We start from the raw sequence: 13,173 nt of genomic DNA, 5'->3' as shown, positions 1-13,173 counted from the left end.
TCCTCCTCGGTGAAGCCCGCCGCGGGAACGATGGCGGTGACGGCGGGCCGGCCCTCGGTCAGCGTGCCGGTCTTGTCGACGATGATCGTGTCCACCTTCTCCATATGCTCCAGCGCCTCGGCATTCTTGATCAGCACGCCCGCCTGCGCGCCGCGCCCGACGCCGACCATGATCGACATCGGTGTCGCCAGTCCGAGCGCACAGGGACAGGCGATGATCAGGACCGAGACCGCTGCGATCAGACCGAAGGACATGCGCGGCTCCGGTCCCCAGATCGACCAGGCGATGAAGGCCAGAACGGCGACGACGATCACCGCCGGCACGAACCAGCCCGACACCTGATCGGCAAGCCGCTGAATCGGCGCGCGGCTTCGCTGCGCCTCGGCGACGAGCTGAACGATCTGCGACAGCATGGTGTCGCGGCCGACCTTCTTCGCCTCGATGACCAGTGCCCCGGACTGGTTCATGGTGCCGCCGATCGCCTTCGAGCCCGTCTCCTTGGTCACCGGCATCGACTCGCCGGTCACCATCGATTCGTCGACGGCGCTGCGCCCCTCGATCACCTCGCCGTCGACCGGCACCTTCTCGCCGGGACGCACCCGCAGGCGGCTGCCGACCTGGACGGTATCGAGCTGCACCTCCTCCTCCGTCCCGTCGTCGCGGATCAACCGGGCGGTCTTGGGCGCCAGATCGAGCAGCGCCCGGATCGCGCCGCTGGTGCTCTCTCGCGCGCGCAGCTCCAGCACCTGCCCCAGCAGCACCAGCACGGTAATGACCGCCGCCGCCTCGAAATAGACTGCGACCGACCCGTCGTGCTGCCGGAAGGCATCCGGGAAGATGCCCGGCATCAGCACCGCCACCATGCTGTAGACCCAGGCCGCCCCCGTGCCCATGGCGATCAGCGTGAACATGTTGAGGCTGCGGTTGACCAGCGACTGCCAGCCGCGCTGGAAGAAGGGCCAGCCCGCCCAGAGGACGACGGGGGTCGCAAGGATCAGCTGCAGCCAGTTCGAGGTCCGCTGCCCGATATAGTGATTCAGTCCGAGGAAATGTCCGCCCATCTCGAGGATCACCACCGGAATCGCCAGCGCCAGCCCAATCCAGAACCGCCGCGTCATGTCGATCAGTTCTTCGTTCGGCTCGGCCTCGAGGCTGACCAGCACCGGCTCCAGCGCCATGCCGCAGATCGGGCAGGAACCCGGACCCACCTGCCGGATCTCCGGATGCATGGGGCAGGTGTAGACCGTCCCCTCCGGCACCGGCTCGGCTGCTGCCGCGGCGGCGGCCGGATCGAGGTAGCGTTCGGGCTCGGCAAGGAATTTTGACCGGCATCCCGCGGAGCAGAAGTAGTAGGTCCGGCCCGCATGCTCGGCCTTGTTCTTGGCCGTGTGCGGATCGACCATCATGCCGCAGACGGGATCCTTCACCTTGTGGGCGTCATCGGCCACCCCGCTCTCCGCGTCCTGTGGATGCTCGGTCCCGTGCCGATGCGCCGAATGATCGTGCGCGTGGTCGTGATGATGTCCGGAGTGGTGACGCTCGCCTTCAGCGTCCTGCCCCGTATTCGGGACAACCGGGTGATCCTGTTCGGTTCTGTTGGCCATGGCCCACCTCTTCGTCGAATTGCCCGCTACGCGGCTTGTGATCGTCCTGCACCTTCCAGCGATGGCAAGGTCAAGACATGATTCAACCAGCATCGATGGACTTCGTCAGGGACCATGATGGACCCAGCGTTCCCGAGGCTTGTCTGGCTGCATGACTTGCCCGGTCTCTGATTGCGGTCGCATGATGTCGATCTCGGTGGCGACATCCTCACGATCGAGACAGTATTCTTCGATCTGAATCGTCGAGAAATACACATTGAACCGATCGCGCAGGAGATCGGTGACCTGTTTCAGCACCCGTTCGCCATTCTGCCAGCCATCGACGCAGACGTGGCTCGAGAAAACGTTCCGTCCCGATGTGAGGCTCCAGGCATGAACGTGATGCACATCGGTGACGCCATCCAGTTCCCGAATGGCCTCGATGGCTGCTTCCAGGTCGAGGTCCTCCGGCGTGCCTTGCAGCAGGATGTGCAGCGCTTCGCGCAGAATGCTCCAGGAGGCCCAGAGCAGGACGAGGCCGAAAGCCATGCCGAGCAGCGGGTCGATGGCGAGGAAGCCCGTGAACCGGATCACCAGGGCCGAAATGATGATGAGGAAGCTGCCGACAAAGGTCTGCATGACGTGCCAGAAGGCGCCACGCATGTTCAGGTTGCCCTTCTGGCGCTCGTAAAGGAGCCAGAGCGCGACGAGTTCGGTGGCGATGCCGCCCGCTGCCGCGAACAGCATTGGCGTGGTCGCAAGCTCGATCGGTTCCATGAGGCGCATCGCCCCCATCCAGAACACGAGCAGAGCCATGGCGACGAGGAAGAGGCCGTTGAAGAGCGCGCCGAGGATTTCGGCACGGATGTAGCCGAAGGTGCGCGCAGGGCTGGATTTTCGCTCGCCCAGACGGTTCGCGACCAGCGCGATGAGCACGCCGCCCACGGCCGAGAAGGTGTGAAAGGCATCGGATATGACGGCGACCGAGCCGGTCCAGATCCCGATCCCGAGCTCGATGAAAAAGTAGATGCCAGTGAGCCAGCCCGAGATGACCAGCGCCTTGCGATCGCCGCTTGCTGGCAAGTGGCCGGTGTGACCGCCGTGAGACATCGACATGGGTTCGGTCTCCTCAATGATAGTGGCGGCGAAGCGCCTGAAGGCCGGGGTAGGACTGCCCCGGCGGAACGATCAGGCCGAAACGGCGAATTCGGTCATCATGCCGGTTTCCAGATGCGGCATGTGGTGACAATGCAGCATCCAGCGGGCGGCCTCGCCCGCGTCGAGGGCGATATCGACCATCGACATCGGTGGCACATAGACCGTGTCGCGCAAAGCCCCCGAGACCGCCCGGCCGTTCAACCTGACGACCTGGAACACATGGCCGTGCAAATGCATCGGATGGCCCATCATCGACATGTTGTGGAACGACAGCACCACCCGCTCGCCGCTGCGGGCCGCAATCGGGCGATGCTGACCCCAGACCGCGCCGTTGATCGTCCAGACATAGGGCTGCATCGTGCCGCCCAGCATCAGTATTTGGCCGCGGTCGACTGGCCGGTCCGGCAGGGCATTGAGCGCGACCAGGCGCGACTCCTGCGCAAGATCGGTGTCGAAGGCAGGCGCCTCGGCCTCTGCCAGGATGTCGATGCGCCGGATGTCGGCACCCGGCGTGGCGAGGATCAGGCCGGTGCGCTCCCGCGCACCTTCCCGCAGCGCGAGGATCGGCCAGGTGCCACCCTCGTTCGGGAGGTCGATCTCGAGATCCAGCCGTTGCCCCATGGCGAGCCCGAACCGCGTGCCCGACAGCGGCTGCACGCCATGCCCGTCCGCCGCGACAAGCCGGGCTTGTGCGGCGCCGGTGTCGATCCAGAACACCGTCGCGGCGGCAGCGTTGATGACCCGAAGCCGGATGCGGCCGCCGCGCTCGACCTGAACCACCTCGGGGTCCGACAGGGTCCGGTCGTTGGCGAGATAGGCGTCCCAGTCGTAATCGTTCAGGTCCATGGCCATGCCGGCCATGCCCGCCATGTCGCCCATCGGCATGTTGCCCATGGCGCCGTGGTCCATGCCCTGCATCATGCCCATGCCGCCGCCCATGGGCATGCCCTGCATGGGCGATGCGCCGGAACCGGCGCCATGTCCTGCGCCGTGGCCGCCCCCATGTCCGCCACTAATCTCGGCCATGACCTCTTCGGGCGTCTTGAAGGCGAAGTCATGCAGGAACAGCGTGACCTCCTGCCGGTCGGCCGCGACATCCTCGGCGCTGCGGACGATCAGCGGCGCCGCCAGCAGGTTCATTTCCTGCACCGGCACATGGCTGTGCATCCAGTATGTGCCCGCGAGCGGCGCGAAATCATAGGATCTGGTCTCGCCCGGCTTCAGCATCGGCATTGGCAGGTCCGGCACCCCGTCCTGCGCGTTCGGCGGGATCTGGCCATGCCAGTGGATGATGGTGCCGATGTCGAGATTGTTGGTCAGATCCACCTGGAACCTTTGCCCGGCGTCAAGGACCAGCCCCTGCCCGCCGGGGCCGGCAAGACCGAAGACGGTGGCCGCGCGGCCATTGATGTCGAGCGTGCGGGTCTCGGGTGACAGGGCAAGCGGCGCCGCCGCCTGCGCCATGACAGCGCGCGGAAGATGGGCAGCGGCAAGCGCCGCCGCGCTTGCGGCGAGAAAGCCGCGTCGCGAAAGGGTGTTCATTGTCGTCTCCTCGGGACATCCAGTCCCGTTCATCAAAGCCGATGGGACGCCGCGGGCCTCGGCCCGGGCGCGATCAGAGGAGACGGATTTTGGGAGGCCGTTCGCTCAGGCCAGACGCTCGACCGGCATGGAGTTCCTCCGAAGGCCGGTCGTGGCTGACCGGCGAGCAGCTGTGGCCAGCACCGCTGCTCGGCGACGGAAGAAAGACTGAGAGACCCGTGCAGACGAGTTCGCACATTCCCGCATCGGCCGAACCGCAGTGCCGATCGCCGTCGCAGGAAGCATCACCGCTGTGTGAGGCCTGCATCATCTCGGCCACATGCACGGCGTGATCCGGCACGGCGCTCATGCGTGCCGCATGCGCCGAGGTCATCGTCGTGACCACGGCGATCGCGAGTATGGCAAGCATGGTGACGGCACGCGCGAGCATGCGTCGAAGATAGGCATCGCTCACGGGATTGTCCATTGTCGAAGTCAGCGCCTCTCGGGCATCAGGTCATTTCGGCGTGAAGCCAATCGGGTCCGGCGCAATCGGAGATAACAACTGTTGAGAAAAGACCTCCGCAATACTGTCTGGATCGGAGCGCTCCTTGCAGGCGTAGTTTTGGCGATCTTTGCCGCGTGGAACTATGCCGGTAGCACATCCTCCGGCAGGATGTCGGCGGAAGTCCTCGCGCAAGGTCGGCAGGTCTATGTCGATCAGTGTGCCAGCTGCCACGGCGCCGGCCTTGAAGGACAGCCAGACTGGAAGTCACCTCTCCCGTCCGGCCGCCTGCCGGCGCCACCGCACGACGCGAACGGACACACATGGCACCATCCCGACGATGTCCTGCTCCGCATTGTCAAGGAAGGCACGGCCGCCATCGTCGGGGGCGGATACGAAAGCGACATGGCAGGTTTCGGGGACGTGCTGAGCGACGCGGAGATCCGGGCCGTGCTCGCCTACATAAAGAGCACCTGGCCGGAGCGCGAGCGGAGCTACCAAGAGAGCGTGTCACAGGCGAACTGAGGTATCCCGGCCGGGCCGACACATGACCGGGCAGACGGATCATGCTGGAAAGTTTTGCCGACGTGATAATGAAAACAATGGGTTATACTTGGAGAAGGTTGGATATCAGGCCCGTCCCCTCCGCCAACCTCCCGACACAACCCATTCTCCGCTTGCCAACGTGCGTGAAATTTCTCGTTGTTTTCGAGGGTTGTAGCTGTGAGGCTGTTCACCTCGAAGTACTCACAGAGCCTGGGGTCCGCTCTCCGGAGGCCAGTTTTCTCTGAGCCTGTTCACCTCGGACGTTTTGGTGGGGAGCTTCGGCTCATTGTTATCATTGAGCATTCTTGGCGGCGAGGCGAACCGATTTCGACAGGAACGCTGGGTAGCAAGACACTCTGAAATCCAACCATCTCGGGACCGAGGCCTATCGCTGCCGCCGTACGGAACCATAACGGTCCCCTCGTGGGTGGGTCGGACAAGCCCAAGCCGAGTACCCGCCCACCTACCCTTGGTACGGCCCACAGAGCATCATCGCCTTGTGGATCAGTGTTTCGGCCGTGCAGGTTTGGCCGAGCTTGATCTGACGGGGCCTTGCAGGCACGGTGCATGCTTCCACATCCGCCACCATTTGCTTTGCGAGTCTCTCAGTTGCAAGCGAACGATGAGCGAAGACGTCCGGCGAGAGCCGCGCGGCGAGAGCGGCCGTGTTCGCTTTTTCGGCGTCGAGCGGGAGGATGAGCTGCGGTGTTTCGGTCCGCAAGGCAGCCCAGGTAGATGCGAGCCCGCCCTCATGCGCAAACAGACGACACTCGGCCAGCTGGGCCAACAGCGCGGCCGGGCGATCGAGGAAGATCGCCCCCTGCTCTTGGACGCGCATGGCATCGCCGCCACCGACATAGGCGATGCAGCTCAGGCCAATGCCGGTGAAGTGCTGGACAAGCTGCCGTCCGGCCTTCGCGGACCTTGGCAGGTATATGTACACATCGGTCTGGGTGGCCGTTGCAGCAGCGGCTGGTGCCATGTCGAAAGGACCTGCATGGATCCGGGACGTGTCCCATGCGTGCGGGTCGAGGTCGGGTGGTCCGGCGACAAACGTCAAGTCTCCGTGCCATACGTCGCTGCAGAACTGGTAGCTTGGCAGCCTGTTCGCGCGTCTGATCAGATTGACCGTCTCGAGGACACGACGTTCCTGCCTGCGCCCCCGCGCGCTGACGTCCTGAACACCCAGACGAAGGGGCGGGAGCGAACGTCCGCGTGGGGGCACAAGGAACGGCGGGCCGACGCAGACGAGCGGAACGCGGCCGGCGGCGGTCAGGTTCAGGGATGGCGCGCTGTCGCTGATCACAAGATCGGGTCGAAGTCGGGCCATGATCGAGTTCCAGAGATCTGCGCTTTGGAAAACTAGTTCCGGCCGGTCGTATCCGAAACCAACAAGCGCGTCGGCGAGCGTTTCCTTCTTCGCAACAATCCACGTTGCCGCATCCTGCGGATCGACGACCGGCGCGTTGATCAGGCGGAACCTGTTCCCATACCGAGCTGAAACCGCAAAAGCCCAGTTCCAATTGGTTCCGGGACGTGTGGCCACGAGCACCTCGGCGCCGCGGTCGAGCAGCAACTTCGCCAGTCTCGCGAGGCGTGCGACATGGCCAAGGCCGCCGCCAAGCTCCCATGCCAATAGAATCCTGATCCGGTCTCCTTCTGCGTGATTGCAAGAAGGCGTTCTCCGCCTCATCAAACTGACCATCGATCTCCTGGTCCCGGCGGGGAGATTTGTTGATCGCAGTTTTCGGATTTACACATTGTTAACCCATTTTCACAGAGGCTGACCTCGATCAAATTCTAAGCCGTCACGCTGCTTTCCTTCGGTGTGGCAGAGCAGCCTTAGGGGGCCTGGCAATGCGGACGACAAGGTCTTTGCGAACCCAGCTGCCATTGGCGGAACTCCTTCTTGTCGTTGTCGCTCTGGCATCGCTTCGGGCGGCCGAAGTGAGCGCCGAAACGATCAGTTACGACCCCGAGAGCTGCACGACGGAGACGGACGGCCGGGTATTCGTGCGGCTGGCGTCGGGACTGGCGTTCGCATTCCCCGCGTTCGATCTACTGCGGCTGCGCGACGGGCCGGTGGACGATCCCGGCCCGGTCGCCGACCCGGACGAGCCGGAGGGCTGTCCGCTCAATCCGATTGTCGCCCATGCCATGGTGGTGAGATACCAACCGGTCGCGCCGCGCTCGCCGGGAGAACCGGCCGATGGGAGGTGGCGGCCGGAACTGCTTCAGATCTTCAGTTGGGGGGGGCCGGTTGCCCTTCAGGACATTGCCCTCGACAGGTTTTCGGAGTTCTGCATCAAACGGCCGGAGGTTTTCCAGCATGGACGGGCTCTGGAAAATGTTTCGCCAGTGCTCCAGGAATGCCGCGGCCTGACTCCGGGAACCCCGGATATCCTGGGGCCCTCCACAATGGTGGCGAGGCCTGGAACCCATATCGAGCATGAGGGGCGCCGTTTCGCGGTCCGTTGCGACGGGGCCTTTTCCCCGGGCGGCTCACGGTCCTGCGACGCTCACTACCGAATGAGAGACGGGTTGTCGCTGATGTACCGCTTCGAGGATGGCCGCATCCCGCTTGCGCATGTGGCGGAGTTCGATCTTCAGGTCAGGGCGTTCATCGAGGCGCGCCGCGTGCCCGAATACGATCAGTAAAAATCCAACAGGAGGCGGTAGATGTCCAACAATCCTTCCTACGAGCGCGGATTCGGGGGGTTCACATTCGCCGCGTGGCAAACAGAAAAGATAAATTATCTTTTGGCCGATGCTGAAACCATACAAGGTGGTCTCACAACCGCGTCCACACCCGAGTACCAAGCCTTTCTTGCGGGTAATGGCCACCAGGCCGGCGAGGCTGTCCGCGGCCTTGCCGCCCCAATCTATGAGACGCTTCTGGAATTCCTTTCGAACCCTGATGGGACGAAGATCGATAGCGTCAAGCAGGAAGTCTGGAGTTGGTTGGCCGGGGCCAGCGACGTAAACAACAAGAACTCCTATTTCGGCCGATTCATCCACGCCTATACCGAAGCGCAGTACGCACTGCGTGGGGGAACGGGTGACGCGGAGTTTCTGGGCCAAAAGGCTTCCAACAATATCGGGATAAATCTGGCACGAGACATTCTTGCGAGCATGCTTCCGCCTGAGGAAGGGGCCGAGTTCGGCGCCAGCACCATGCCGGGCATTATCGGCATCGGTTCGAATGATGCCGTCGCCGCGGCCCAGGACGTTTTTTCGAATCTTCCCGATGCCGTTACGGCGGATAGAGGCAGCTACGCTCCTTGGGCCGGTACGCTGCTGATGCCGTACCTTCAGGGAGCGGGCTACGATGACGACACCAAGAGGCTCTTCGAGGACTGGCTGATCCCGTTCGACGGCGACGATCCAGACGCGCACGGGCAGATCATAGGCTCGGTAAACGGAGAAAACGGCATCGTCTTTAAGACGATTCCAGGCTCCTACGATCTCATCAGCACGATCGTCGCATCGCGTGACGCAACCGAGCTTTCTCCCACCGCTGCAGTCGTGGCTCTCCGGATCGCGTTTGGCGTCGGATTTCCCACACAATTCGACCATGAGGACTTAATCCTCAAAACAACAAACTATTCAAATTCATACTATGACATCTCCAGTGATTTTGATTTGAGTGTTGGTGATGCACTTATATTCAATAGTTTTACATCATTCCTATATTCAGTTGGCTATCAGTTGGGAACGCTGCAGAATGACAGCGCTTTGGAGATCTCTCATGGCCGGGGAATTCTTCATGCGGGATGGGGAAACGACAACGTCGTTTTGGGCGCCGAAAAAATTGGGCTTACTAATTTCGCAAAGCATAAGATTCTCGATGGCGGCGACGGATCTGACAAGCTGGATTTCAGTAGCCTCGTCTATGGAGATAGGACAGACACAGGCCTTTTTGTGACGTTTGAGGAAGTCGACGGCGCTTTCGAGTGGCGCGCGGCCGTCACATTTGAAACAGAGCCGCCTTTCGAACCTTGGCCTTTCGCGCCCAACACAAACCTGTCTTACGGATTTGAACGCTATACGCTGAGTGATTTCGACGATGCGGTCTACATTGCCATTGATCCCGATATGCTTACTTCAAACACTGGCGGTGGATTCGACAACGTGCTCGACACCATCGACGGTGGCGGCGAGGCCGAGAACGGCGATCTGCTCGACTTCTCGTTCCTTCCGACCTCGGGCGCTCTCGACATCAATCTCGGAGGCGGCGGCGGGGCGATCAGCGGCCCGGGCTGGACCCTAAACGTCACGGATTTCGAGCGTCTGGTCGGATCGTCCTATGGCGACACGATCCGCGCCGGGGGAGATTTCACGGAAATAAACGGCGGGTTCGGCAACGATGTGATTTTTTCCAATGGCGCGACCGCTCACATCGCCGGGGGCATGCTCCCGGAGGACGTGGCCGCCTTGGCCGACGAGTTCGACCTCGAAGAGGCCGCGCTGCTCGCGTTGCCGGACAACGACATCTTCGTGGACGACGAAACGGTGATGTCGCGGTTTGTGTTCAGCGAAAACGGCGGGCACGACGTGGTCTTCACCGACGACGATGCGGTGACGGAGATATTCTTCGAGGACCTGCTTCTCTCGGATCTATTCGTCACCGTGGAAGGCGCCGACACTTACGATGACGGGCTGGATCTCTCCATATCCACTTTCGGCTTCGAGGTCATCAGTACGGGAGCGTCGCTGGTGCTCCCGTGGTTCACGAACTTCGGGTACTACAACGACCCGAACTGGGACCCCGACTTCGTCCAGCGTTTCAACCAGACGAGCAGCGTGTCTTTCCGGTTTTCGGATGACTCCGTCTTGGGCGCGGGAGACATGCTCCAGAACGCCGGCCAGGAAATCTTCATAGCCGCGCAATACGCGGATCCCGAGGATTTCGGACCGCTGTATTCCGATCTCCGGGTTCCGGGGCGCGAGTTCGCCAGCACCCTCGGGACCTCGTTCTTCGCGGCGCTCGGCTCCGACGCCGCCGCGGGTGGAATGCCGGCGCTGCCAGAGCCGGATCCGGCCATCCCTCCCTTCGTCGCGGCCAGCGGCACGTCCGGTCAGGATTTGCTCGGCGGCACCCGCGCCCGTGATCGGATCAGCGCCGGAAGTGGCGATGATCTGATCCTTGGCGGCGAGGGCGATGACGAGATCGACGGCGGCGGGGGCTTCGACGCGGCGATCTATGAAGGCTCCATCGAGGACTATGACGTCGTCGAGACAGTCAACGCGCAGGGAAGGGTCATCGGTTTCACGTCTGTCACCGATACCAACGTCGCTGACGGTGACGAGGGCGCGGACGAGCTGGTCAGCGTCGAGCGTCTCAAGTTCTCCGACGGGGCGATGCAGATTGATCCCTCGACCAAGTTTCACACTGTGACGGTCCGCGCCGGCGGCAGTGGCACTCTGGCCTCGGCTCCGATGTTCGAAGTGACCGCCGACGGCGTTTCGCTCGGTGTCCGGAGCATTGCCGCTCCCGTGGCGGGCTCCGGATTCGACGTTTCCGACGACTCTCTTTTCCAAGACTACGCATTCCAGTTCAGCGGAGATCTGCCGTCAACCTTCGAGATCGTCTATTTCAACGACGGCACGGCAGAGGGAGTGAACCGAAATCTTGCCATCGATTTCATCGATGTGGATGGCGTTCTGTTCGAGTCCGAGAGCGATGGCCTGTTCATGCCAGCTAGCGGCGCTCCCGATCTGGGCGGCGTAGAGCTGCTCACTGTGAACGGGCGCCTCGTCATGGATAACCTGAACTACCTCTCGGACACTTTCCGAATGGAGGCGGAGGATTTCGTCGCCAAGCAGGGTTCGATGTGGCAGTCGCACGGAGCGGCCTCCGGCAACAGGCTGCTCAGGTCCAGCGGAACGGATCCGGCCCGGGCGAACGCTTTCTTCGAGGGCGAGGACGGTGTCTACGATATCGATGTCGGCTACTTCGACGAGAACGATGGGGCGGCCCAACTGTCGCTGTTCGTGAATGGTCGGCAGATCGACAGCTTCGTCTGGGACCAGGATCTGGGCTCGGCGAATGCTGGGAACGCGACGCGTGCGGTTCACACAATCAACGATGTGGAGATGCGGACTGGCGACCTGCTGGAGCTTCGCGGTTCCGGCGACGGGGGCGAACCGATGCGAACCGACTATTTCGACTTTGCGATGACCGCGCGCCTTCACCCGTCGCAAGTCCAGTTCCGTGTGGAGGCGGAAGACATGACCTATGACCAAGGCGTTGTCTGGCAACAGCATGGCGCCGCGTCGGGCGATAGAGTTCTAAAGGCGAGCGGTAGCGGTGAAGCCCGCGCGAGCCATGATTTCGGTGGAGATGACGGCGTCTATGGCGTCAGCATCGGGTATTTTGATGAGAATGACGGTGCCGGTCAGCTTGCGCTCTACGTTGATGGGGTCCTGGTCGACAGCTTCACCTGGAATCAGGATCTTGGGTCGGATTCTGCGGGACCAACGACCCGCGCCGTTCATGCAGTGGATGGAGTGGAAATTCGTGCTGGTGACCTGATTGAACTCCGTGGCTATGGCGAAGGCGGCGAGCCGATCCGGACAGACTACATTGACTTCACCTACATTGATGAGCTGGTGGCATAAAATCGTGAATGCATGTTCTGCTGACCGGACTGCTGGTATGGGTCGCAGAGCTTCGGGCGCAGGAAGATCGGACACTTTCGGCGTGCTCGACCCGCTTCGCCGGATCCAGAAGCCTTTCCAGAGCAGCCAAATCGAGCTGCCTGCCCCACTCCAACGGGAAGCCCTCCAGCAGACCATCCAGTTGCAGTCCTGCCGGCTGCCGCCCGTCGAGGATCGCCTCCACGATCTCCGGCGCCAACAGCGTCAGCCGCAGAACCTGGCTGACGTAGGTCTTCCCGATCCCTTTGGCCTTGGCCAAGTCCTCGATCGTCGCGTACACACCCTCGTCCAGCAACTTCCGCCACCGGAACGCCCGCGCCAGCGCCTTGACCATGGCATTGTCGACCCGCGGTCGCGGGGCCCACTCAGCCCCCTCCGGCGTCACCACCAGCTTCCGCCCGCCGCGCTTCCAGAACGTCAGCGGGATGTGTACGGTGATCGTCTCGCCGTCCGCCGACACCGTCGCGCGCGTCATGCCGCCGCCCTCCTGCTGCCGGCCACTTCGCGCACCAGCCCGGCGAGCCCGTTCGGCCGCAGCCGAACCTCGACTCCCTGCATCCGCACATCCACCCGCTCGACCAGCAGTTGCACGATCCGCGCCTGCTCGGCCGGGAACAGCTCGTCCCACAGCGGGTCGAGCTCGGTGAGCGCCTCCCGGACCTCGTCCTCAATGACATCGTTCTGCTCGGCCCGTGCGGCGCGCCACGTCCCGACGATGATCTCCGGCTGCCGGAAGATGCCGCGCAACTGGTCGATGACCGCCGCCTCGATCTCGCCCGCCGGCACCCGCCCGACGGGACAGGCCTCCGGACCGCGCTTCAGCACGTCCTGGCTGACATAGTAGCGGTAGAGCCGGCTGCCCTTGCGGGTGTGCGTCGGCGACATCGCCGCGCCGGTCGGCCCGAAGATCAGACCCTTCAGCAGCGCCGGAGTCTGCGCCCGGGTGTTGGCGGAGCGGGTGCGCGCGTTCTCCGCAAGGATCGCGTGCACCTTGGGCCTGTTCGCGGATCGAGGATCATCTCTGGAAACCGGGCCCGGCCCCGCCGCGGATCGGCATCAGGGCGACCGTCGGTCTCGGAAAGACTACGCTGGCCCGAGAGCATCTTCTCGCGCTTCGTGACCGTCTCGTTGCCGCAGATCTGCCGGCCGGGCTGCTATTGCTGACGCCGTCACTCGCGCTCGCGGAGGAAGCCGCGACGG

At 63.0% G+C, this 13,173-nt stretch carries 11 protein-coding genes; 4 read left to right on the top strand and 7 right to left on the bottom strand.

What is annotated here, in order from left to right; translation table 11 throughout:
* The coding region (locus V7050_RS03460) for an HAD-IC family P-type ATPase (protein ID WP_442885679.1) at window positions 1-1,406 on the bottom strand (1,406 nt) is incomplete at its 3' end.
* 90 nt (window positions 1,407-1,496) lie between these two features.
* Here V7050_RS03460 and V7050_RS03455 point away from each other — a divergent pair.
* Complete coding sequence (locus V7050_RS03455) at window positions 1,497-1,685, top strand: hypothetical protein (RefSeq protein WP_324374731.1); 189 nt, start codon at window positions 1,497-1,499, stop codon at window positions 1,683-1,685.
* 24 nt (window positions 1,686-1,709) lie between these two features.
* On the opposite strand, the gene V7050_RS03450 is transcribed toward V7050_RS03455, so the two are convergent.
* The 3 genes from V7050_RS03450 to V7050_RS03440 form a co-directional block, all read right to left on the bottom strand.
* Window positions 1,710-2,699 carry a cation diffusion facilitator family transporter gene (locus V7050_RS03450; protein WP_324374729.1) on the bottom strand — a complete coding sequence of 330 codons (990 nt, stop codon included), beginning with the start codon at window positions 2,697-2,699 and terminating at the stop codon, window positions 1,710-1,712.
* A 72-nt stretch (window positions 2,700-2,771) separates the two neighbouring features.
* Window positions 2,772-4,283 (bottom strand): multicopper oxidase family protein, encoded by a 1,512-nt coding sequence (locus V7050_RS03445; protein ID WP_324374727.1) that lies wholly within the window; start codon window positions 4,281-4,283, stop codon window positions 2,772-2,774.
* A 73-nt stretch (window positions 4,284-4,356) separates the two neighbouring features.
* A complete protein-coding gene (locus tag V7050_RS03440; RefSeq protein ID WP_324374725.1) occupies window positions 4,357-4,737 on the bottom strand; it encodes a hypothetical protein in 381 nt (126 codons plus the stop codon).
* Window positions 4,738-4,830: 93 nt separating this feature from the next.
* On the opposite strand from V7050_RS03440, the gene V7050_RS03435 reads away from it, so the two are divergent.
* Window positions 4,831-5,292, top strand: coding sequence for a c-type cytochrome (locus V7050_RS03435; protein WP_442885594.1), 462 nt, complete (start codon window positions 4,831-4,833; stop codon window positions 5,290-5,292).
* A gap of 484 nt (window positions 5,293-5,776) precedes the next feature.
* On the opposite strand, the gene V7050_RS03430 is transcribed toward V7050_RS03435, so the two are convergent.
* On the bottom strand, window positions 5,777-6,889 hold the full coding sequence (locus V7050_RS03430; protein WP_324398171.1) for a hypothetical protein: 1,113 nt from the start codon (window positions 6,887-6,889) through the stop codon (window positions 5,777-5,779).
* A 371-nt stretch (window positions 6,890-7,260) separates the two neighbouring features.
* Between V7050_RS03430 and V7050_RS03425 the strand changes: the two genes are divergently transcribed.
* Complete coding sequence (locus V7050_RS03425) at window positions 7,261-7,971, top strand: hypothetical protein (protein ID WP_324374721.1); 711 nt, start codon at window positions 7,261-7,263, stop codon at window positions 7,969-7,971.
* 21 nt (window positions 7,972-7,992) lie between these two features.
* Complete coding sequence (locus V7050_RS03420; RefSeq protein ID WP_324374719.1) at window positions 7,993-11,934, top strand: carbohydrate-binding domain-containing protein; 3,942 nt, start codon at window positions 7,993-7,995, stop codon at window positions 11,932-11,934.
* Here V7050_RS03420 and V7050_RS03415 read toward each other — a convergent pair.
* Window positions 11,906-12,448, bottom strand: a complete 543-nt coding sequence (locus V7050_RS03415; protein WP_324374717.1) for a hypothetical protein — start codon at window positions 12,446-12,448, stop codon at window positions 11,906-11,908. The two genes, V7050_RS03420 and V7050_RS03415, sit on opposite strands and share 29 nt — an antisense overlap.
* Window positions 12,445-12,963, bottom strand: coding sequence for a zinc ribbon domain-containing protein (locus V7050_RS03410; protein ID WP_442885595.1), 519 nt, complete (start codon window positions 12,961-12,963; stop codon window positions 12,445-12,447). Before V7050_RS03410 ends, V7050_RS03415 begins: the two co-directional genes overlap by 4 nt.
* Window positions 12,964-13,173: the final 210 nt, after the last annotated feature.

Source organism: Amaricoccus sp. (assembly GCF_036846665.1).
GTDB lineage: Bacteria > Pseudomonadota > Alphaproteobacteria > Rhodobacterales > Rhodobacteraceae > Amaricoccus.
The sequence above is the reverse complement of the archived record's forward strand: the minus strand, read 5'-3'. Positions and strand labels throughout refer to the sequence as shown.